Here is a 21,983-nt window from a genome sequence, read left to right on the forward strand (position 1 = left end):
CAAATCCTTGATGGGTTTGTTGGTTGGGAACCACATAGTGAACGCGAGCATACTCATGTCATATAAGAGTGTGTGTGGTGTAAGTTATCGGCCTATTAGTACCGGTCAGCTTCACGAGTCTTTAGTCCTCGCTTCCACATCCGGCCTATCAACCCAGTGGTCTGCTGGGGGCCTCTCACACGTTTAGGTGTATGGAAATCTCATCTTGAAGCGGGCTTCCCGCTTAGATGCTTTCAGCGGTTATCCCATCCGAACGTAGCTAATCAGCGATGCACTTGGCAGTACAACTGACACACCAGAGGTTCGTCCGTCCCGGTCCTCTCGTACTAAGGACAGACCTTCTCAAATTTCCTGCGCGCGCAGCGGATAGGGACCGAACTGTCTCACGACGTTCTAAACCCAGCTCGCGTACCGCTTTAATGGGCGAACAGCCCAACCCTTGGGACCTACTCCAGCCCCAGGATGCGACGAGCCGACATCGAGGTGCCAAACCATGCCGTCGATATGGACTCTTGGGCAAGATCAGCCTGTTATCCCCGAGGTACCTTTTATCCGTTGAGCGACGGCCATTCCACAATGTGCCGCCGGATCACTAGTCCCGACTTTCGTCCCTGCTCGAGGTGTCCCTCTCACAGTCAAGCTCCCTTGTGCACTTACACTCGAAACCTGATTGCCAACCAGGCTGAGGGAACCTTTGGGCGCCTCCGTTACTTTTTAGGAGGCAACCGCCCCAGTTAAACTACCCATCAGGCACTGTCCCTGACCCGGATTACGGGCCGAAGTTAGATGTCCAAAGTGACCAGAGTGGTATTTCAACGATGACTCCACAACAACTAGCGTTGTCGCTTCACAGTCTCCCACCTATCCTACACAAGCCACTCCGAACACCAATACCAAACTATAGTAAAGGTCTCGGGGTCTTTCCGTCCTGCTGCGCGTAACGAGCATCTTTACTCGTACTGCAATTTCGCCGAGTTTATGGTTGAGACAGCGGGGAAGTCGTTACTCCATTCGTGCAGGTCGGAACTTACCCGACAAGGAATTTCGCTACCTTAGGATGGTTATAGTTACCACCGCCGTTTACTGGGGCTTAAATTCTCAGCTTCGCTCAACAAGTTGAGCTAACCGGTCCTCTTAACCTTCCAGCACCGGGCAGGAGTCAGTCCATATACATCGTCTTGCGACTTCGCATGGACCTGTGTTTTTAGTAAACAGTCGCTTCCCCCTGGTCTCTGCGGCCCACACACGCTCACGGACAGCTAGTGTCCTTCACATGGCAGGCCCCCCTTCTCCCGAAGTTACGGGGGCATTTTGCCGAGTTCCTTAACCATAATTCTCTCGATCGCCTTAGTATTCTCTACCTGATCACCTGTGTCGGTTTGGGGTACGGGCGGTTTGAACCTCACGTCGATGCTTTTCTAGGCAGCATAGGATCACCGAATTCCCCCATGCGGGGGTCCCATCAGATCTCAGAATCGTCATTGAAGACAACACAACGGATTTGCCTATCGTGTTTCCTACGTCCTTAGACCGGGACTACCATCGCCCGGCTCGGCTACCTTCCTGCGTCACACCTGTTAATACGTTTACATCCCCAACTCAGGTCCCACGCTCCCCACACACCCTGGTCCCGAAGGACACTCAATGGTGGTTTGGGTGGTTAGTATTATTGGTTCAATAGGGGCGGTTCTTCACCGGTACGGGAATATCAACCCGTTGTCCATCGACTACGCCTGTCGGCCTCGCCTTAGGTCCCGACTTACCCAGGGCAGATTAGCTTGACCCTGGAACCCTTGATCATTCGGCGGACGGGTTTCTCACCCGTCTTTCGCTACTCATGCCTGCATTCTCACTCGTGTAGGCTCCACCGCTAGTTCACACTGCGACTTCAATGCCTACACGACGCTCCCCTACCACTCCAAACCCCTGAACCAAAGGACGAACCTACTGGCTAGGGCAATGTTTGAAATCCACAACTTCGGCGGTGTACTTGAGCCCCGCTACATTGTCGGCGCGGAATCACTTGACCAGTGAGCTATTACGCACTCTTTTAAGGATGGCTGCTTCTAAGCCAACCTCCTGGTTGTCTAAGCAATCCCACATCCTTTCCCACTTAGCACACGCTTAGGGGCCTTAGTTGGTGGTCTGGGCTGTTTCCCTCTCGACTATGAAGCTTATCCCCCACAGTCTCACTGCTACGCTCTGACTTACCGGCATTCGGAGTTTGGCTGACGTCAGTAACCTTGTAGGGCCCATTAGCCATCCAGTAGCTCTACCTCCAGTAAGAAACACGCAACGCTGCACCTAAATGCATTTCGGGGAGAACCAGCTATCACGAAGTTTGATTGGCCTTTCACCCCTACCCACAGCTCATCCCCTCCATTTTCAACTGAAGTGGGTTCGGTCCTCCACGCGCTCTTACACGCGCTTCAACCTGGCCATGGGTAGATCACTTCGCTTCGGGTCTAGATCACGCCACTAAACTCGCCCTATTCAGACTCGCTTTCGCTACGGCTTCCCCACACGGGTTAACCTCGCGACGTAACACTAACTCGCAGGCTCATTCTTCAAAAGGCACGCCATCACAAGAACAACTACACCCAAAGGTGCACGCTTGCTCTGACGGATTGTAAGCACACGGTTTCAGGTACTATTTCACTCCCCTCCCGGGGTACTTTTCACCTTTCCCTCACGGTACTTGTCCGCTATCGGTCATTAGGTAGTATTTAGGCTTATCAGGTGGTCCTGACAGATTCACACGGGATTTCTCGGGCCCCGTGCTACTTGGGATACTTTCCAGGGAGTGCACTGCATTTCAGTTACGGGACTCTCACCCTCTACGGTCGGCCATTCAAAACCGTTCACCTATACATGCACCATTCCCCTCACTGATCCGGCAGAATCAGAACGGTAAGTCCCACAACCCCGCACCATGCAACGCCCGCCGGCTATCACACATGACACGGTTTAGCCTGATCCGCGTTCGCTCGCCACTACTAACGGAATCACTATTGTTTTCTCTTCCTGTGGGTACTGAGATGTTTCACTTCCCCACGTTCCCTCCACACACCCTATATATTCAGGTGCAGGTCACCACCTCGACTTACACCGGGTAGCGGGGTTCCCCCATTCGGACACCCTCGGATCAAAGTTTGGTTATCAACTCCCCGAGGCTTATCGCAGATTCCTACGTCCTTCTTCGGCTCCTAATGCCAAGGCATTCACCGTGTGCCCTTAAAAACTTGACCACACACAAGCGGGTCAAACACAACACAACACCCCACAAAGAGGCCCTGCATCATGATTTATGTATCTTGATTATCGAGAGAACCATGAAAACATCAACCACACCACAAAAGGATGCAGCATCAGATCCAGGTTCATTCATTTTCTCAAAGAAATTGCTTTCTTATAAAAGATGCTCGCGTTCACTATGTAGTTCTCAAACAACAACCCCACCACACACATCCCCACCAACAAACACCAAAGTGTCTTTCGTCAGTAAGTCCGTCATGTGCAGGAAACCAGGCACAACACAACTCCAACCCGAAGGAAGGAACGTTGTTGTTCCAGGACCCAACAGTGTGCCAAACACCACCCACCACAACACAACAATCCTTGATGAACTTTTCCTCCCACCCCCAAAGGGACGGTGTACTCGATTCAGATCGCCATGTACCAGCAGGCACCTATTTTATTGATATTCCACCCTTGAGCAACTCACCCAGAAACATGCGTTCTGGCAATGAGTCTTTACTCCTCACACCACCAATACGTCTCCATGCGGAGCCGATCGCGGCGTTTGGTGCTCCTTAGAAAGGAGGTGATCCAGCCGCACCTTCCGGTACGGCTACCTTGTTACGACTTAGTCCCAATCGCCAGTCCCACCTTCGACAGCTCCCTCCCCACAAGGGGGTTAGGCCACCGGCTTCGGGTGTTACCAACTTTCGTGACTTGACGGGCGGTGTGTACAAGGCCCGGGAACGTATTCACCGCAGCGTTGCTGATCTGCGATTACTAGCGACTCCGACTTCATGGGGTCGAGTTGCAGACCCCAATCCGAACTGAGACCGGCTTTTTGGGATTAGCTCCACCTCACAGTATCGCAACCCATTGTACCGGCCATTGTAGCATGCGTGAAGCCCAAGACATAAGGGGCATGATGATTTGACGTCGTCCTCACCTTCCTCCGAGTTGACCCCGGCAGTCTCCTATGAGTCCCCACCATTACGTGCTGGCAACATAGAACGAGGGTTGCGCTCGTTGCGGGACTTAACCCAACATCTCACGACACGAGCTGACGACAACCATGCACCACCTGTAAACCGACCGCAAGCGGGGCACCTGTTTCCAGGTATTTCCAGTTCATGTCAAGCCTTGGTAAGGTTCTTCGCGTTGCATCGAATTAATCCGCATGCTCCGCCGCTTGTGCGGGCCCCCGTCAATTCCTTTGAGTTTTAGCCTTGCGGCCGTACTCCCCAGGCGGGGCACTTAATGCGTTAGCTACGGCGCGGAAAACGTGGAATGTCCCCCACACCTAGTGCCCAACGTTTACGGCATGGACTACCAGGGTATCTAATCCTGTTCGCTCCCCATGCTTTCGCTCCTCAGCGTCAGTTAATGCCCAGAGACCTGCCTTCGCCATCGGTGTTCCTCCTGATATCTGCGCATTTCACCGCTACACCAGGAATTCCAGTCTCCCCTACATCACTCTAGTCTGCCCGTACCCACCGCAGATCCGGAGTTGAGCCCCGGACTTTCACGGCAGACGCGACAAACCGCCTACGAGCTCTTTACGCCCAATAATTCCGGATAACGCTTGCGCCCTACGTATTACCGCGGCTGCTGGCACGTAGTTAGCCGGCGCTTCTTCTGCAAGTACCCTCAACCACACAACGTGTGGCCTTGTTCCCTACTGAAAGAGGTTTACAACCCGAAGGCCGTCATCCCTCACGCGGCGTCGCTGCATCAGGCTTTCGCCCATTGTGCAATATTCCCCACTGCTGCCTCCCGTAGGAGTCTGGGCCGTGTCTCAGTCCCAGTGTGGCCGGTCACCCTCTCAGGCCGGCTACCCGTCGTCGCCTTGGTGAGCCATTACCTCACCAACAAGCTGATAGGCCGCGAGTCCATCCAAAACCAATAAATCTTTCAACTAAACCCCATGCGAGGTAAAGTCAATATCCAGTATTAGACCCCGTTTCCAAGGCTTATCCCAGAGTTAAGGGCAGGTTACTCACGTGTTACTCACCCGTTCGCCACTAATCCCCCGCAAGCGGGTTCATCGTTCGACTTGCATGTGTTAAGCACGCCGCCAGCGTTCATCCTGAGCCAGGATCAAACTCTCCGTTAATAACTAAACAGACACACACAATCACACCGGAAAAAGGTAATGAAAGCATGCACTAAATTCGAAACCAGCTAAACGATCATGCATCACCACAGGGGCGGCAACACACAACCAAATAACCAATTCAATATAAATAAATTGGTATCAATAAAACTTGGCACACTATTGAGTTCTCAAACAACAACTGCATTCGAGTACTTACTAATCAATATTTCATCATTAGTTTTCATCGTTGCGATATCCATACTCTATTTCATTTGTATTCATTTTGTCCACTCCGCACCATGTGCGGCTGGTCACTCCATGAATTACTCGAATCAATATTTCCATTTGAATATTCCAACTCAGAGAGCCAATGATATTCAAATTCAGATTTATCAGATTAGGTTGACTGCAAATTGGGAGTCGGTGCTTCTTTCGAAGCGGCTCAACCTTGTGCAAGCAACAGATAGAACAATACACAGAAGCCCGCCCCCACGCAAATCGGGGGCGGGCTTCTAGGGAAACTCTCAGGTGGGGCCGGCAAGCGTGAGTCAGACGGCCAGTTCCACCATGGCCAAGGTCCGCTTGCCGCGGCGCACCAGCAAGTACTTGCCATGCAATGCCTCGGACGCCCCGAGAACAGCGTCAAGGTCGGTGACCTTGGTGTTGTTCACGTAGGCGCCACCCTCCCCCACTGTTCGGCGGGCTTCCGAATTGGTCTTGGACAGTCCCGAGGCGACCAACAATTCAACAATGCTCACCCCGGCCGCAGGAGCTGAGGCATGCGGCAATTCGCGTGTTGCCGATTCCAGTGTTGCACTGTCCAGATCGGACAACTCGCCCTGGCCGAACAGGGCAGCCGATGCCGCAATGACCTTCAGCGTGGCGTCCACACCGTGCACCAGTGAGGTCACTTGGAAGGCGAGTGTTCGCTGGCCTTCGCGGGCTTGGGGCTTTTGCGCAACGGCAGCCGCAACTGCAGCAATCTCTTCGCGGGAGAGGAAGGTGAACACCTTCAGGCGGTCCGCTACATCGGCATCTGCCGTGTTGAGCCAGAACTGGTACATGTCGAACGGGCTGCACATGGCGGCGTCGAGCCAGATGGCATTGCCTTCACTCTTGCCAAACTTGGTGCCATCAGAGTTGGTGATTAGCGGCGTGCCCAGTGCGTGCACGGAGGCGCCTTCAACCTTGCGGATCAGATCGGTGCCGCTGGTCAGGTTGCCCCACTGGTCGGAGCCACCCTGTTGCAAGACACAGCCGTACTGGCGGAACAGTTCCAGGTAGTCCATGCCCTGCAAGATCTGGTAGCTGAATTCGGCGTAGCTGATGCCCTCGTCGGAATTCAAGCGGGAAGCAACAATGTCCTTCTTGATCATGGTGCCGACCCGGAAGTACTTGCCAATGTCACGCAGGAAATCGATGGCGCTCATGGGCGCGGTCCAGTCGAGATTGTTGACCATGCGGGCGGCGTTCTCACCCTCGAAAGACAGGAAGCGCTGCACCTGGCCCTGCAGGTAGCCAACCCATTCGGTAACTGTCTCTTTGGAGTTCATGGTGCGCTCAGCCGTGGGACGCGGGTCCCCCACCAAGCCGGTGGAACCGCCCACAAGACCCAGTGGCTTATGGCCGGCGATCTGCATGCGACGCATGGTCAACAGCTGGACCAAGTTGCCCAAGTGGAGGCTGGGTGCGGTCGGGTCAAAGCCGCAATAGTACGTGATCGGTTCGCCGGCGAGCAGTTCCTCAAGGGCTGCTTCATCGGTGGAGACCTGGACCAGGCCTCGCCACTTGAGCTCCTGCCAAACATTGGCGAAGCTGGAATCGTTCTCAGGGGCGCGGAGTTCAGTTTGCAAAGACACACCACAAAATTACCAGCACCACGGCATTTCTTAGCCATTGCGCCGTTGACGAACTTGTCGCTGTAGCCACCGCAGTGACGGCTACAGCGACAAGGACAAGCGAGAAGTCCAGGAGTCTGCTACTTTTCGATCCCAGCCGGAAGCGGTGCCGAGGTGATCAGACGCAGCCGCTGGGTGGGGCGGGTCATGGCCACGTACAGGTCACCAACGCGCCCATGGGCACCTGCTAGCAATGCTGCCGGTTCAACGATGATGACGCCATCGAATTCCAGCCCCTTGGCCTCGTGCGGGTCAATCACCACAATGTCCTGATCCAACGATCCGGCTCCATGGCCGATCCGTGAACCATAGACGGCACGCAGTGCTGCCGTGGTTTCGGCCACCATAGACGGAGGGGCAATAACAGCTACCAGTCCCCCGCCCACAGCGGCAGTCTCCTCCGGCATGACCGCGACTACCTGAGCAACCACCTCGGCAGCGGCAACCCGATCAACAAGGGGTTCCCATTCGCCGTCGCGCACTGCCTTGGGGGCGGAGACCACCTGACCGGCGGCATTGGCCATCCGCACGGCGGCTTCGGCGATTTGCATGGGCGTGCGGTAGTTGACCGTGAGCTCCTCAACATTCCACCGCTCCCCCAGGAAAGGAGAGAGCGCCTGATGCCAGGAGGTGGCACCGGAAGCGGAGCTGGTCTGGGCAATATCGCCCACAATGGTGAAGGACTTCACGGGGCAGCGGCGAATCAGCACGCGCCACTGCATGGGCGAAAGCTCTTGTGCCTCATCGATCACCACATGCCCGTAGGCCCAGTTGCGGTCCGTCAAGGCGCGTTCGGCACTTGTCTGGGACGCGGCTTGGACAACATTGAAATCGGCCAGCTGCTCCGCTGTGAGCATGCCATCCACACCGGAGTCCTCTAGCAGCTGATTCACGTTGTAGATGGCCTTTTCAGCGTTGACCAAATCCCGCTTGCGCTGGGACTCGACACTGGCTTGGGCACGGCCACCGCTAGCGTCCATCTCGCCCAAGAGCTCAGCGGCTTCATCGAGGAGCGGCACATCCGATTCGCTCCAGGGCGAGCCGGGGCTACGCAGGAGCAGGCTGCGTTGCGCGTCGCTGAGATTGGGTGTGACAGCCCGCAGGATTTCCGGCTTGCTGAACATGTCGTCAACGAGCTGCGCAGCCGTCATCGGCATCCAGCACAGGTTGAGCATCACGCGCACATCGCGGGACGAGCGGACGTCCTCGGCCAGGTAGGACCTGTCGGCGTTGTTGCCAGCTCCTGCCGATTCAATGTGCTCGCGCAGCTGTTCGGTGAGTTCGCGCAGCAGGGTCTTGACAAAGCCAACGCGCGCCTCATTGTGCGGCAGCCCAGTGGCCTGCGCCCGTTCCCTGGCGCGACGCACCTGGCGAACGGTTAGCACCAAACGGGTGCCTTCGACGTCGAGCCTGACATCGCCTTCTGGCACACGTTGACGGTTTGCCACGGCGTTGGCCACCACGCGGACCATGTCCAGACGGCCCTTGAGCTCAGCAGTTTCCGCCGTTTCCGACGCCACAGCCTGCACCCCGGGGAACAAGTTGCCCACGCTGGCCATGACCACGCCGGTCTCACCGAGGGAGGGCAGCACGCGCTCAATGTATTTCATGAAGGCGTTGGAGGGGCCCACCAACAGCACGCCAGAGGACTGCAGGCGTTCGCGATGGGTGTAGAGCAAGTACGCGGCTCGGTGCAGTGCCACGGCAGTCTTTCCCGTTCCTGGCCCGCCCTGGACCACCAACGCACCGCTGAGAGGTGAGCGGATGATCCGGTCCTGCTCGGCCTGGATGGTGCCGACAATATCGCTCATGCGACCGGTGCGCTTGGAATTTAGCGCGGCCAGCAGGGCACCTTCACCTTGAACGTGTTCGCCGTGCACCAGCATGGTGTGGTCCAGGACGTCGTCCTCAATAGCCTTGACGGTGCGCCCTTTCAACAGCAAATGCCGACGGCGGCGCACCCCCATGCGCTCAAAGGCCGTTGCCTGATAGAACGTGCCCGCCTCGGGCGCACGCCAGTCAATGAGCAGCTGGCGCAGATCCTGCGACAGCAGCCCGATCCGACCAATGTAGCGGGCCTGACCGTCGTCAAGATCTAGCCGGCCAAATACCAGCCGGTCATCAACGGCGTTTAGTTGTGCCAGCCGGTTCTCATAGAGTGTGGCAAATGCGTCACGTTCAGAGCGGTTCTGGTGCGTACCCATGGACTTTGCCTGGCGCACCTCCGCCAGCTGCTCAACCTTTTCGACGCGGAGTTCATCCAGGCGCCCGTAAAGGCCGTCAACATAGCTGCGTTCGTGGGCCAACTCGTCGTCATACATGCAAGGCTCCTGAAATGTAAGGCATCCCGCCAAAAGGCGGACCGTCTAGTCTATCCCGTCAACGGCGTGGCCGCTGGCCAGGACCAAAACGTCAAACGACTTGAAGCGAAACCACTTCGTAACCGGCCAGGTTTTCCCGTCCCGGCAAGCCGCCAATTTCAAGCACAACGCCAACACCGGCCACCACGGCACCTGAGCGCTCCAGCAGGGCAGCTGCCGCGCCGATAGTGCCACCGGTAGCCAGAACATCGTCCAGAATTAGCACACGCGTGCCAACTGGTACGTCGTCCTTGTGCAATTCAAGGGTTGCCTTGCCATATTCCAGCGCATAGCTTTCGGCGAAGACCTCGCGGGGCAGTTTTCCTGCCTTACGGATGGTGATCACACCGGTTCCCGTGGCGTATGCAGCAGCCGCAGCCAAAAGGAATCCTCGAGCCTCAATTCCGGCAACGGCGTCGAACTTTCCTGCGTAGGCACTCACGATCGAATCAACCATGAGTTTGAACGCCGCTCCGTCGGCAAAAACGGGGGTTAAATCTTTGAAAACAATGCCCTCTGTTGGGTAGTCCTCTACGGTGGCGCACAACTCATCAAGAACAGCGGAAACCTGCGGGGTTTCGACGCCTTGGCTGGGGGCGGAAATGGGTGTTTCGGGGGCACTTAATCTCTCGTTCACCCTTCAACGGTACAGCGTCAAAGTTGGGGGCTTTTGCGAACTGAAAAAAGGTGCTTATATATCTTCCGTGCAACACAACATTTCGCTCCCCGGACATGGTGTCCGGCTTGTGCCGTTACGGCGTCGTCACGCGGCAGATTTGTACCCCTACATCGATGTGGATATGTGGGCTGGTATGGCCACGGAACGGCCAACGTCCAAACGTGCTTTGGAACGGCTATTCGCGGCCCGGATCGCCGATCCCTCCGTCATTGCCTTTGCCGTCATCGATGAAGAGACCGGCACCGTTGCAGGGACCACCAGTCTCTACGACTATGTTCCGGAGCAGTCCCGGGTTGAGCTTGGAATGACGTTTTTTGGCCGGAAATACTGGGGTCGAAACGTTAATGCCGCCTCGAAACTGGCGCTGCTAACGTTCGCCTTCGAGGAGCTGCTCGTGTACCGGGTGACCTTGCGCTGCGATGCCCGCAACGTTCGCAGCGCCGCCGCCATTGCGAAGCTGGGAGCCTCCTTGGATGGGGTGCTGCGTGGCTACCGCCGTGGCCCTGACGGAACGCGCGTGGACACCTGTGTGTACTCGCTGCTGGACCATGAATGGCCGGCGTCGCGCTCAAGTCTGGTCCAGCGCTTGACCCCTGCGGATCTACTTCCTGAAGTGACTGAACTCATTGAGTATTCGGAGCAATTGATGCGCCAGGACGTGGAGAACGCACCACTCCCGGCCTGAATTTTGAGACCGTACGGTCCCCTTCCAGCCAGAATCGCCACGGGTACTCTGACGAGCCACCTGGGCCGCTGATTCCTACCCGCGGCCCGGACAACACATTCAAGGCGGGCGTGTCAGGAAGAGTCACGGTGACCTGCCCACTCAGGGCGTAGAGACCATTATGTTCTCGAGCAAACCCCAGGGCCTTGGCGAGGCGCGCCGGACCTTGCGCCAGCTCGCCGTCGTGCTTGGCAGTGGGACGGCGCGAGCGGGCTAGCTCAAGCCCTTGCACAATCTCTCCGGCGCGCATGAGGCACCCCGAAGAGAGCCCCTCGGGGCGGCAGACCAGATTCGCGCTGAAGTGCATGCCGTAGCTGAAGTACACGTAGAGGTGCCCGGGCGGGCCAAACATGACCGAATTCCGCTCGGTCTGACCCCCGTAGCTGTGCGAGCCAGGGTCCGGCGCCTCGGAATTGCGCGGCCCCAGGTACGCTTCCACCTCGCTCAGACGTACGACGACGGGACCTTGGGGACTCTAGTGCCGCACCAAGGCGCCCAACAAGTAAGGGGCCACCTCGGGGGCAGGACGCTGCAGCAGCTCCAGGATGTCGATGGGCGAACTCATCTTCCCAACTTAGCAGTGGGAGTGTTTTCGGTAGTCGATTTTCGGCGCAGCAAGGCATGGAAGAATACTTTCATGGCCGTTGCATTGGACTTCATCGAACCGTTTGAGCCTGGCATCTTCGAATTTTTGGCGGCACGCGCTGTTGCCGGAGTGGAGGAATCCAGTGGCACCAGTTATGCCCGCACCGTTGCTCTTGCGGGAGGCCACGGATGGTTCCATGTCAGCTGGGACGGTGCCGGGCTCTGGCTGGAGCACCAGGTCGAAGACCCTGCCGACGCCACTGAGCTGGTGTCCATGGTGCGGCATTTGTTCAATCTGGACCACGACCCCGGTGCAGCAGATCAGCTCTTAGCGAGCAATCCGCTGTTCGCACCGCGCGTGGCTGCACTGCCCGGAATCAGGCTTCCGGGGTGTGTGAATCCGGCGGAGATTCTCATTCGAGCCATGGTGGGCCAGCAAATCACGGTAGCTGCAGCCCGCACGGCTCTGACCCAGCTGCTAGCGCTAGCCACCCCGAGCCGACTGCCGCATGAATCGATGACGCAGCTCTTCCCCAGCGCCGCCGAAATTGCCGCCGGTGGCCGGTCAATTCTCCGTGGCCCGCAACGCCGGATCGATTCCATCATGGCAGTCGCAGCACTGCTGGCCGAGGGTACCCTGGCGATCAATGCCGAGGACAGCTTTGAGTCGTTGGCACAAAAACTGCTACCCATCCCCGGCATCGGCCCGTGGACAGTGGGGTACGTGGCCATGCGCGTACTGGGCAGCGGGGACGTCTTTCTGCCCGGAGACGCGGCCGTCCGCAACGGCTATGGACTGCTGCGCGGTGACACCTTGGCCGAGGCTCGGCGCATCAAGACTCCTGAGTTGAGCCGCATGGCCGAATCACTGAAGCCGTGGCGCTCGTATGCCACCTTGCATCTGTGGCGAATTTCCGGGGAAAAGCCCCCGGCAATTCTGTCACCACTTTGAGGGACAAAGCGTGGAATCGACCAGCCATTCTCACCCGTGGCAGCAGATTCGGCCTAGTCTCGGATTAGCGGCTGGCCGTCTTCAAGCGCCAACCACCACGTGCCATCGTGAGGAGCGCCATGAACGGCAAGATCGCAGACGTGACCGAAGAAGCTGGGTTTGTACCGAGCAATCACAGCATCGGTACCACTCCGACGAGAGATCCCAGCGTCACGGCTTTAGCCCTCCATGCCATTGTCTCGGCGGGCCCGGAGTGCCACGCCGACTTGGACAGCGTTATGGCCGGAATCCTCCGCATGGCCAATACTCGGATCCACCACTGGTTTGCCGCCTTGCATCGGCCAGCAGAGGCCGAATTCGTCGCCGACATGCTCGTCCGGCCGGATTTCAACGAGCAAATGCTGTGGGGCTACCTGAACGGGGACCCCGGAAAAGTTCAGGTCCGCAGGCAGTTGGCACAATTCCTTGACTCCGACCTCGTCCAACAGATCCTGGTCGGTTCCATCCGCCAGGGCAACCACTCTTCCTAGCCGCCTCCGCCGCCCCTCCGCCTCCGCCGCCTCCGCGAAAGGTGAGTAGTGAGCAATGTTTCGCCGGAACATTAGCAACTACTGCATCCTCGACGGAGGTTATTGAGGCTTCCAGCCCCGCGACCGCAGCGCCGCCGTAATTTTCCGCACAACTTGTGGATGTTCGCCGCGAACATCGTCGCGAGAAATCCGAATCTCCTCCCAACCCAGTCGTTTGGTGGTCTCGAGCCGACGAATATCACTCTGATACTGATCCCGACCATCGTGATGGTTACCGTCGTATTGCAGGCTAAAGCGATATTGGCGGTAGGCGCCGTCCGGCCACAGGGCAGCTTGGCCGTATTCGTCGTTCACAACGACGTTGGTTTCCGGTTCCGGCAGACCTGCCTCGATCAGCGCCAGCCGCATCATTGTTTCTGGCGGCGAATCGACGCCAACACGAACAAGGCTTAAGGCAGCGCGGGCGTTACGCATGCCGCGCATTCCTGGGTGACGAGCCATGGTGGCGGCCAGATCATCGATACTGCACATCGCCGTGCGCGGCACAGGAAAGTCTGCTCCGTGGCTGCAAACAAGGTGATCCCCTGCCGCGACGAGCTCGTTGAGCGACAGGCATGCTGCCAGGTCCAGCCATGTTCGTGCGAGACTCGTGAGCCGAACGCCGTCGAGCCTGAAGACTTCCTCTGCCGCAAGGGCCAGACGGTGCCCCACCACGTTGACGCGGCGCGGCGCCCACGATGCGGAGCTGGGATTTGCCAGGTGAATCCGCCAGTCCTCTTGGACGCGATACGGCAGGGGAATTCCCCACAACCTCGCCGCCGTGCCATGGCTGAGCACATGGGAGGGATTGGCCTCGGTGTACGCCATGAGTGCAGCCACACCTTGGACCGAGACCCCAGCGGGAACAAGAATGCCACGCGAGACTCGGATCAGATCCTTGGCATAGGTTCGGCAATGCGGCACACCGGCATGGTCGGCGGACTTCGTAGTGAACGATCTCCGCCGCAAATGCTGTGGGAGCTCGGAGCGGCGCATATTCCATTGTTTCGCGAAAAACTGGCCATTTTGAGGTTATCCACAGGCAAGTTTAGGCATCGCTGCATCGAAAGGTGAGTAGTTGCTAATGTTCGGGCGCAACATTAGCAACTACTCACCTTTCGCGGAACGGAGCGGGGCGGAACGGAGCGGAGCGGGGCGGAGCGGGGCGGAACGGAACGGAGCGGAACGGAACGGAGCGGAACGGAGCGGAGCGGAACGGAGCGGAGCGGAACGGAACGGAGCGGAGCGGAACGGAACGGAGCGGAGCGGAACGGAACGGAGCGGAACGGAACGGAACGGAGCGGAGCGCGGAACGCTAGGGCTTGGCGGCGAACGCCGACGGCCAAGGCAGCAGCGCCGGCAACGGCACTGAATCCGCGGCAGCTTCGGCGCGCAGGCTGCCCATGGTGGGCGTGCGTCCCGACAGCCAGGCGGCGATGTCGGTCAGCATGCCCTGCACGGACACGGTGTTCTCACCCGAGCCGACAGTCATGGGCGGCAACGCCAAGGGCAGCAGTTTCAGCGTAATGTCCTGCGGCACACGCGCGTTGAGGAAACCGATCAGGTAGAGGCAGAACTCCTTGGACCAGGTTTCAGGCCCGCGTCCCAGCTGCAGATCGGCAAGGTGGATGACAAGTTCGCGCCAGTAGGCCAGCGCCACTCCCCGCACATCACCGTTTCGATAGCTGACAGGCAGTCCCCACTGCGCGTCGTCGAGCCCGTCGAGAACGGACAGCGCCCGGGTGAAGGCCGCCGTGAGGTACGCCCTGTGCTCGTCGGCGGAATGACCGGCGTTCATCTCGATTGCCTGCGTGCGCCCGCCCTGGCCGCCGTCGTAAAAGTCAACCAGCTCCCCGCGCAGCGCGTACTCAAGCTGCCGGGCTACGGCATTGGAAACATGGGCGATGTGCGCCAGCACGTGTCCCCGGGTCCAGCCAGGCAGATCAGTGGGAACCAGAACATCGGCGTCCGTGAGGCTCCCCAGCTTTGCGCTTACGTTGTCCGCCGCAATCTTCAGGCGGTCCATCAGCTGCACGTTAGAAATTTCAGTCATGGGTTCAGCCTATCCGTCCTTGAACGAGAAATGCCCGCATCCACTACGGATGCGGGCATTTCCTCTCACACGCTTTTGACGAAGCGCGACGCCGGTCAGGCCAGGAAGGTGCGAACCTCGCCCAGTTGCCCCTCAAGGGCCGCCAGCTGCGCCAGTACTGCCGAAGGCGCGGTGCCGCCCTGAGCGTTGCGGCTGTTGAGCGAGCCCTTGGTGCTCAGAACCGTACGAACCTCGGGGGTCAAGTGCTCGGAGATCGCCGCGTACTCTTCATCGGTCAGGTCCCACAGCTCCACGCCGCGGCTTTCGGCAACCTTGACGGCAGCACCGGAAAGCTCGTGAGCGTCACGGAACGGCACGCCCTGGCGGACCAGCCATTCAGCAATGTCAGTCGCCAGTGCAAAGCCCAGGGGAGCCAGTGCTTCCATGCGTTCGGTGTTGAACACCAGCGTTGCCAACATGCCAGAAACTGCCGGGAGCAGAAGTTCCAAGGTGTCAGCCGCGTCAAAGACGGGCTCCTTGTCTTCTTGCAGATCCCTGTTGTAGGCCAAGGGCAAGCCCTTGAGCGTTGCCAGCAACCCGGTCAGATCGCCGATGAGGCGCCCTGCCTTGCCACGGGCGAGCTCGGCCACATCGGGGTTTTTCTTCTGCGGCATGATGGAGGATCCCGTGGAGTAGGAATCGTGCAAGGTCACAAAGGAGAACTCCTTGGTGGCCCACAAGATGACTTCCTCGGAAACGCGGGAGAGGTCAACACCGATCATGGCGGCGACCCATGCGAACTCGGCGAAGACATCGCGTGAAGCGGTGCCGTCAATGGAGTTCCATACTGCGGAGTCAAAGCCCAGATCAGCAGCAACCGCGTTGGGATCCAGCCCCAGTGAGGAGCCGGCAAGTGCCCCTGAACCGTAGGGCGAAACCGCTGCACGCTTGTCCCAGTCAACCAATCGCTGCACATCACGCAGCAGTGCCCAGGCGTGAGCGAGCAAATGATGGCTGAGCAGGATCGGCTGCGCGTGCTGCAAGTGCGTCCGCCCCGGCATGGCCACACCGTGGTGCGCCTTTGCCTGCTCCACCAAGGCATCAATGACGGAGAGCACTCCGGCAGCAATGATCCGGGCATGTTCGCGCAAGTACATGCGTCCCAGCGTCGCCACCTGATCGTTGCGTGAACGGCCGGCACGGAGCTTGCCGCCCAAGGCCGTACCTGCACGCTCAATCAAGCCGCGTTCCAGGGAGCCGTGCACGTCCTCATCGGATTCGGACGGGCCGTAGGCACCCGACTTAACATCAGCTTCGAGCTGGTCAAGTGCGGCCAGCATGCCCTCAAGCTCGCCAGCGTCCAGCAGCCCGGCCGTGTTCAAAACACGGGCGTGCGCCTTGGAACCGGCAATGTCATACAGTGCCAGGCGCCAGTCAAAGTGTGTGGACTTGCTCAGTGCCGCGAGGGCATCTGCGGGGCCGCCCTGAAAACGGCCACCCCACAGTGCGCCCTCGTTGGTCCCCGAACGCACCCCGACCTCGCTGCGCTCGGCCGGGGACCCCTGCGTCTGTGGGCCCTGATTGGAATCAGCCATGGTTACAGGCCCAGAACGCGCTGGTCGCGCTGGGAAGCAACCTTGGAGGACATGCCCCACAGCTCGATGAAGCCCTTGGCCTGTGACTGATCGAAGGTGTCACCGGTGTCGTAGGTGGCCAGATCGAAGTCGTACAAGGAGGTGTCTGAGCGGCGACCGTTCACAATGGCCTGGCCACCGTGCAGGGTCATGCGGATGTCACCGTTGACGTGCTGCTGGGTGTCTTCAATGAAGGCGTCCAGTGAGCGCTTCAGCGGGGAGAACCACTGGCCGTCGTAGACCAGCTCGGCCCAACGCTGGCTGATGGTGGCCTTGAAGCGGGCCTGCTCGCGCTCGATGGTGATGTCTTCGAGGTGCTTGTGGGCCGTCATCAGGGCCATGGCGCCGGGTGCTTCGTAGATTTCGCGGCTCTTGATGCCGACCAAGCGGTCTTCAACAACGTCGATGCGCCCAACACCCTGAGCGCCTGCGCGGCGGTTCAGTTCCTGGATTGCCTGCAGCGGGGAGACCTTGACGCCGTCAATGGCAACGGGGACACCCTGGCGGAAGGAGATGATGACTTCATCCGGTGCCGGCGGGAATTCCGGGGTGGCCGTGTAGTCGTAAATGTCCTTGGTGGGAGCGTTCCAGATGTCTTCGAGGTAACCGGTTTCTACGGCGCGGCCCCAGACGTTCTGGTCAATGGAGTACGGGTTCTTCTTGGTGGTTTCGATCGGCAGGCCCTTGGCCTCAGCGAAGGCGATGGCCTTGTCGCGGGTCAGTGCCAGGTCGCGGACCGGTGCAATGCACTTCAGGTCCGGGCCCAGAGTCTGGATGCCAACTTCGAAGCGAACCTGGTCGTTACCCTTGCCCGTGCAACCGTGAGCAACAGTGGTGGCGCCGAATTCGCGGGCAGCCTTCACGAGGTGCTTGACGATCACGGGGCGGGAGATGGCCGAAACCAACGGGTAGTGACCCTGGTAGAGGGCGTTGGCCTTCAGCGTGGGCATGGCGTATTCGTTGGCGAATTCGTCACGAGCATCGGCAACGTAAGCTTCGACGGCGCCACAGGCCAGGGCGCGCTGGCGGATGTCCTCGAGGGACTCGCCACCCTGTCCTACATCCACTGCCACAGCGATTACTTCAGCACCGGTTGCTTCACCGATCCAGCCGATGGCAACCGAGGTGTCAAGGCCGCCGGAGTAGGCCAATACAATGCGTTCAGTCACGTTCTTGTCTCCCTAAATTGATAACTTCTCAAAGTTTTTTCTTGCGTTACACCAAGCATAATGCATGATTATGCATTCTTGCTAAAAGATATTCATCGTGTCCAAAAAGTACGACGGCGGACACCTCACCTACCAGCTCAGGCTACGCCCCGGCACTGGATTCAGCAGCAAACTGCAAGAAGCGTTCAGCCACGTCCACCCCGCCATTGGCGTCCCGGCTGATGACCATGACAGTGTCATCCCCGGCAATAGTGCCCAGGATGGCGGGCATGACCGAATGGTCAATGGCCAAAGCCAAGAAGTTTGCCGCTCCGGGAGGTGTGCGGAGCACGGCGATGTTGGCCGAGCCTTCGGCCGTGACCAACAATTCCCCGCACAGGCGGATCAGACGGGTATCCAGCAGCTCTTGGGATGAGGCCGTGTGAACGCTGCGGTCCCCACCCTCTTTTGGCAGGGCGTAAATCAATCCGCCATCGTTGCCGCGCACTCGTACCGCCCGCAGTTCCACCAAGTCACGCGACAACGTCGCCTGGCCAACCACCAGTCCGTCGGCAGCCAGCAGCGTGGCCAGCTCCGCCTGGGAGCGAACAGCACGGCTGGTCAATAGGGCCGCGACCCTTGCCTGCCTGGCCGTCTTGGTGGCAGGCATTCCTGCCGGGATTAAGTGCTTACTCATGACTAAACGCCGGTTCCTGCGGCGTCGGCCAAGGCGGCGCTGATAACGGCATTCTCGGCAGCGCTCTGCTCCACCAGCCAGACCATGAGCGCCTTCTGGGCATGCAGGCGGTTCTCGGCTTCATCCCACACCACGGACTGCGGGCCGTCAATGACTGAGGCCGAAATCTCGTAGCCGCGGTAAGCAGGCAGACAGTGCAGCACAATCGCGTCGGGAGCGGCCTGGGCGAGGGCGGCGTCGTCGAGCGCGTACTCGGTGAAGAGCTCCATGCGCGCAGCCTTCTCATCTTCCTGCCCCATGGAAACCCAGGTGTCGGTGACCAGGACATCGGCGCCGGCAACAGCCTGCGCAACGTCAGTGGTGATGAGCACCGAACCGCCGGTCTGGGCGGCGCGCTCTTGTGCGGCACTCACGACGGCGTCAGCTGGCAGATACCCGGCAGGTCCGGTGATGCGCACGTGCATGCCGGCAGTGACCCCGGCCAGCAGGTAGGAGTTGGCCATGTTATTGGCGGAGTCCCCCATGTAGGTCATGGTCAGTCCGGCCAGCTCGCCCTTGTGTTCCTTGATGGTGAGCAAATCCGCGAGCAGCTGGCACGGGTGGTAGTCATCGGAGAGGGCGTTGATGACTGGCACCTTGGAATTGGCGGCCATTTCCTCCAGACCCGCCTGGGTGTACGTGCGCCACACGATGGTGGAGACCATGCGCTCCAGGACTTTGGCGGTGTCGGACACGGATTCTTTGTGGCCGATCTGCGCTTCTCCGGGATTGATGATCAGCGGGTTACCGCCCAAGGCAGCAACGCCAGCTGCGAAGGAGACGCGGGTTCGGGTGGAGGTCTTATCGAAAATGACCGCTACAGTTTGGGCGCCAGAGCCGTCACCGGCAAAGGTGCTCTTGGAGTAAGGCTGCTTCTTCAGCTGTACGGCAAGTTCCAGAACCTCGGCCTGCTCGTCGGGGCTCAGATCGGTATCTACCAGAAAGTGGCGGGTCATCAGGAGCTCTTTTCCTTGTTTGTTGCGGCGGCGCTTGTTGCGGCGGCGCTTGTTGCGGCGGCGCTTGTTGCGGCCGTGGCCGTTGCGATCAATGCGGGCAGGGCTGCCAGGAAGGACTGTGCCTGTGCGGCCGTCAAGTTCAGCGGCGGGGCAAGGCGGATGGTGTTGGGGCGCGGAGCATTGACAATGAAGCCTGCCTCCAACGCTGCACTGACAACGCCGGCAGCCACGGGCTCGGCCAAGTCAAAACCGATCAGCAGGCCGAAAGCGCGAACGTCCGTGACGCCGTCGATCTTGGCCAAGCCTTGGGCGAAGATCTCGCTGACGGCAAGCACGTTAGCCAGCACATCCGCAGACTCCAGAACGTGCAATGTTGCCAACGCAGCAGCCGTGGCCACCGGATTTCCACCAAAGGTAGTCCCGTGCTGGCCAGCACTGAGCAGCTGTGAGGGCTCTTCGCCGAAAGTGATGATGGCACCAATGGGGAAGCCGCCACCCAAGCCCTTGGCCAGGGTCATGGCGTCGGGGAGGACGCCCGCGGTAATTCCGGCGAACCAACTGCCTGTGCGGCCAATGCCTGTCTGTACTTCGTCCAGGATCAGCAGGGCGCCGTGTTCGCGTGTCAGTTCGCGGGCGGCCTGCAGATACTCCGGGGAGAGCGGGCGGACGCCGGCTTCGCCCTGAATGGGTTCGATGATCAGGGCGGCGACGCTGCCGTCCATGGCGTCGCGCAGGGCGGCAATGTCGTTGAACGCGATGTGGCGGACGCCGGCAGGCATGGGCTCGAACGGTTCACGGTATGCAGCCTTGGCCGTCATGGCCAGTGCCCCCATGGTCCGGCCGTGGAAAGCGCCCTCGAGGGCCAAAATGGTGGGGCGTTCCTTGCCGCCGTGGGAGCGGGCCAGCTTGAACGCCGCTTCATTGGCCTCGGTTCCGGAGTTGGCGAAGAACACCTTGGATCCCATGGGAGCCTGGCTCAGTTCGAGCAACTTTTCGGCCAACGCGATCTGTGTGGGGCTGGTGAAAAAGTTGGAGACATGGCCCAATGTTGAGAGTTGGCTGGCGATCACCGAGGTGACGAACGGGTGGGCGTGACCCAGTGCGTTCACGGCGATGCCGCCGAGCAGATCCAGGTATTCCTTGCCATCGGCGTCCCAGACCAGGGCGCCGGCGCCGCGGACCAGTACTCGCTGTGGGCTGCCGAACACGCCCATGAGGGAATCGCTGTAGCGGGCCAGCCATTGCGCGCTGGTTCCGGTCCCCGTCACGGCTGCGGCATTGGCCGAGCCCAGGGCCATCTTGTTTGTCTCGTTGTGCTGCTCACTCATCAGTCTTGGTCCTCGTCCGGGAAAATTTGTGTTCCGTTGCCTTCAAATGTCATCAATTCCAACAGCACCGAGTGAGCGCTGCGCCCATCCACCACGGCGGCTCGGGCTACCCCGCCGTCGACCGCAGCCAGGCAGGCACCCATTTTGGGGATCATGCCTGATTCCAGCTCGGGCAGCATGGCACGCAAGGCGCTGGCGCCGATCTCGCTCAGCAGCGAGGACTTGTCCGGCCAGTTCGCGTAGAGACCTTCGACGTCGGTCAAGATCACCAGGCGCGATGCCTCCAAGGCGACAGCCAGAGCGGCTGCGGCGGTGTCTGCGTTGACGTTCAATACTGTGGAGGCATCCCCCACCTCGGGTGCCACAGTGGAGATCACCGGGATGCGGCCGGCTTCAAGCAGGTCCAGGATGGCGCCGGGATTCACGCCAACTACCTCGCCAACAAGTCCCAGATCCACGGGCAGACCGTCCACAACGGTCCCGGTGCGCTCGGCCTGCAGCAGGGCACCATCCTCACCGGAAAGTCCCACGGCGTACGCCCCGTGTTCATTGATGAGGCCCACCAGCTCGCGGCCCACCTGACCGGTGAGCACCATGCGGACAACATCCATGGCCTCCGGAGTGGTAACGCGCAAGCCACCCTTGAACTCGCTCTTAATGTCCAGGCGCTTGAGCATGGCGTTGATTTGCGGCCCGCCGCCGTGCACCACTACGGGCTTGATCCCCACATGGTGCATGAACACGATGTCTTCGGCAAACGCTCGTCGCAGCTCGTCGTTGATCATGGCGTTGCCACCGTACTTGACCACCACCACAGTCCCGGCGAATTGCTGAATCCACGGCAACGCCTCAATGAGCGTGCTGGCTTTGTCCTGAGCGGTTTCCACCGAAGTCATCATGTTTCCCTTCAATCCTGTTTGTAGTCGTACATCCTGAAGCCACCGACAAGCGTGGTGAGGCGCCCCCAACTCTCGCAACTGGTTCGTGCGGGACGAACGGGAAAGACGACTGAGCCGGCGTTTCCGTAGGCCGCGTAAAGGAGACCGAGGC

Annotated in this window: 14 protein-coding genes, 2 rRNA genes and 1 pseudogene; 3 read left to right on the plus strand and 14 right to left on the minus strand. The window is 59.4% G+C overall.

The features are described from left to right. Positions 1–74: 74 nt before the first annotated feature. The 5 genes from AS189_RS14720 to AS189_RS14740 form a co-directional block, all read right to left on the minus strand. Positions 75–3,248: ribosomal RNA gene (locus AS189_RS14720) — 23S ribosomal RNA — on the minus strand. A 568-nt stretch (positions 3,249–3,816) separates the two neighbouring features. Next, a 16S ribosomal RNA gene (locus tag AS189_RS14725) occupies positions 3,817–5,350 on the minus strand. Together the 16S and 23S rRNA genes form the textbook arrangement of a ribosomal RNA operon. Positions 5,351–5,880: 530 nt before the next feature. Further along, complete coding sequence (gene tyrS, locus AS189_RS14730) at positions 5,881–7,191, minus strand: tyrosine--tRNA ligase (protein WP_062290494.1); 1,311 nt, start codon at positions 7,189–7,191, stop codon at positions 5,881–5,883. Positions 7,192–7,310: 119 nt separating this feature from the next. Then, positions 7,311–9,551, minus strand: a complete 2,241-nt coding sequence (locus tag AS189_RS14735; RefSeq protein ID WP_062290498.1) for a HelD family protein — start codon at positions 9,549–9,551, stop codon at positions 7,311–7,313. A 91-nt stretch (positions 9,552–9,642) separates the two neighbouring features. Beyond that, positions 9,643–10,194, minus strand: a complete 552-nt coding sequence (locus AS189_RS14740) for an adenine phosphoribosyltransferase (protein ID WP_062293769.1) — start codon at positions 10,192–10,194, stop codon at positions 9,643–9,645. 100 nt (positions 10,195–10,294) lie between these two features. Between AS189_RS14740 and AS189_RS14745 the strand changes: the two genes are divergently transcribed. Continuing rightward, entirely contained in the window at positions 10,295–10,954 is a 660-nt protein-coding gene (locus AS189_RS14745) for a GNAT family N-acetyltransferase (RefSeq protein WP_082634336.1), read from the plus strand. Here AS189_RS14745 and AS189_RS19590 read toward each other — a convergent pair. Then, positions 10,893–11,444: pseudogene (locus AS189_RS19590) on the minus strand (DNA-3-methyladenine glycosylase); the annotation flags it as partial. The gene AS189_RS14745 and the pseudogene AS189_RS19590 overlap by 62 nt on opposite strands. 186 nt (positions 11,445–11,630) lie before the next feature. On the opposite strand from AS189_RS19590, the gene AS189_RS14750 reads away from it, so the two are divergent. Continuing rightward, the gene (locus AS189_RS14750) at positions 11,631–12,530 is read left to right on the plus strand and encodes a DNA-3-methyladenine glycosylase family protein (protein ID WP_062290504.1); all 900 of its coding nucleotides are present in this window, start codon (positions 11,631–11,633) and stop codon (positions 12,528–12,530) included. Positions 12,531–12,649: 119 nt separating this feature from the next. After that, entirely contained in the window at positions 12,650–13,060 is a 411-nt protein-coding gene (locus AS189_RS14755; RefSeq protein WP_062290507.1) for a hypothetical protein, read from the plus strand. A 99-nt stretch (positions 13,061–13,159) separates the two neighbouring features. Here the strand turns inward: AS189_RS14755 and AS189_RS14760 are convergent, their stop codons facing one another. The 8 genes from AS189_RS14760 to argB form a co-directional block, all read right to left on the minus strand. Further along, positions 13,160–14,023 carry a hypothetical protein gene (locus AS189_RS14760; protein ID WP_237759870.1) on the minus strand — a complete coding sequence of 288 codons (864 nt, stop codon included), beginning with the start codon at positions 14,021–14,023 and terminating at the stop codon, positions 13,160–13,162. A 391-nt stretch (positions 14,024–14,414) separates the two neighbouring features. Next, positions 14,415–15,152 carry a maleylpyruvate isomerase family mycothiol-dependent enzyme gene (locus AS189_RS14765; RefSeq protein ID WP_062290512.1) on the minus strand — a complete coding sequence of 246 codons (738 nt, stop codon included), beginning with the start codon at positions 15,150–15,152 and terminating at the stop codon, positions 14,415–14,417. Between the two features lie 95 nt (positions 15,153–15,247). Beyond that, entirely contained in the window at positions 15,248–16,726 is a 1,479-nt protein-coding gene (gene argH, locus AS189_RS14770) for an argininosuccinate lyase (protein WP_062290514.1), read from the minus strand. A 2-nt stretch (positions 16,727–16,728) separates the two neighbouring features. Beyond that, positions 16,729–17,934 (minus strand): argininosuccinate synthase, encoded by a 1,206-nt coding sequence (locus AS189_RS14775; protein ID WP_062290517.1) that lies wholly within the window; start codon positions 17,932–17,934, stop codon positions 16,729–16,731. A gap of 142 nt (positions 17,935–18,076) precedes the next feature. Beyond that, positions 18,077–18,610 (minus strand): arginine repressor, encoded by a 534-nt coding sequence (locus AS189_RS14780; RefSeq protein WP_062290521.1) that lies wholly within the window; start codon positions 18,608–18,610, stop codon positions 18,077–18,079. A 2-nt stretch (positions 18,611–18,612) separates the two neighbouring features. Beyond that, entirely contained in the window at positions 18,613–19,605 is a 993-nt protein-coding gene (gene argF / locus AS189_RS14785; protein WP_062290522.1) for an ornithine carbamoyltransferase, read from the minus strand. Beyond that, the gene (locus tag AS189_RS14790) at positions 19,605–20,903 is read right to left on the minus strand and encodes an acetylornithine transaminase (protein ID WP_129587420.1); all 1,299 of its coding nucleotides are present in this window, start codon (positions 20,901–20,903) and stop codon (positions 19,605–19,607) included. Before AS189_RS14790 ends, argF begins: the two co-directional genes overlap by 1 nt. 29 nt (positions 20,904–20,932) lie before the next feature. Next, the gene (argB, locus tag AS189_RS14795; RefSeq protein ID WP_062293772.1) at positions 20,933–21,829 is read right to left on the minus strand and encodes an acetylglutamate kinase; all 897 of its coding nucleotides are present in this window, start codon (positions 21,827–21,829) and stop codon (positions 20,933–20,935) included. Positions 21,830–21,983: the final 154 nt, after the last annotated feature.

The organism is Arthrobacter alpinus (assembly GCF_001445575.1).
GTDB classification, from domain to species: Bacteria; Actinomycetota; Actinomycetes; order Actinomycetales; family Micrococcaceae; genus Specibacter; species Specibacter alpinus_C.

Excerpts from the sequence above, each read along its gene's own strand:
- argF (WP_062290522.1), bottom strand. The coding sequence starts at position 19,605 with ATGACCCGCCACTTTCTGGTAGATACCGATCTGAGCCCCGACGAGCAG.
- AS189_RS14755 (WP_062290507.1), top strand. The coding sequence starts at position 12,650 with ATGAACGGCAAGATCGCAGACGTGACCGAAGAAGCTGGGTTTGTACCG.
- AS189_RS14750 (WP_062290504.1), top strand. The coding sequence starts at position 11,631 with ATGGCCGTTGCATTGGACTTCATCGAACCGTTTGAGCCTGGCATCTTC.
- argH (WP_062290514.1), bottom strand. The coding sequence starts at position 16,726 with ATGGCTGATTCCAATCAGGGCCCACAGACGCAGGGGTCCCCGGCCGAG.
- AS189_RS14780 (WP_062290521.1), bottom strand. The coding sequence starts at position 18,610 with ATGAGTAAGCACTTAATCCCGGCAGGAATGCCTGCCACCAAGACGGCC.
- AS189_RS14765 (WP_062290512.1), bottom strand. The coding sequence starts at position 15,152 with ATGACTGAAATTTCTAACGTGCAGCTGATGGACCGCCTGAAGATTGCG.
- argB (WP_062293772.1), bottom strand. The coding sequence starts at position 21,829 with ATGACTTCGGTGGAAACCGCTCAGGACAAAGCCAGCACGCTCATTGAG.
- AS189_RS14735 (WP_062290498.1), bottom strand. The coding sequence starts at position 9,551 with ATGTATGACGACGAGTTGGCCCACGAACGCAGCTATGTTGACGGCCTT.
- AS189_RS14790 (WP_129587420.1), bottom strand. The coding sequence starts at position 20,903 with ATGGCCCTGGGCTCGGCCAATGCCGCAGCCGTGACGGGGACCGGAACC.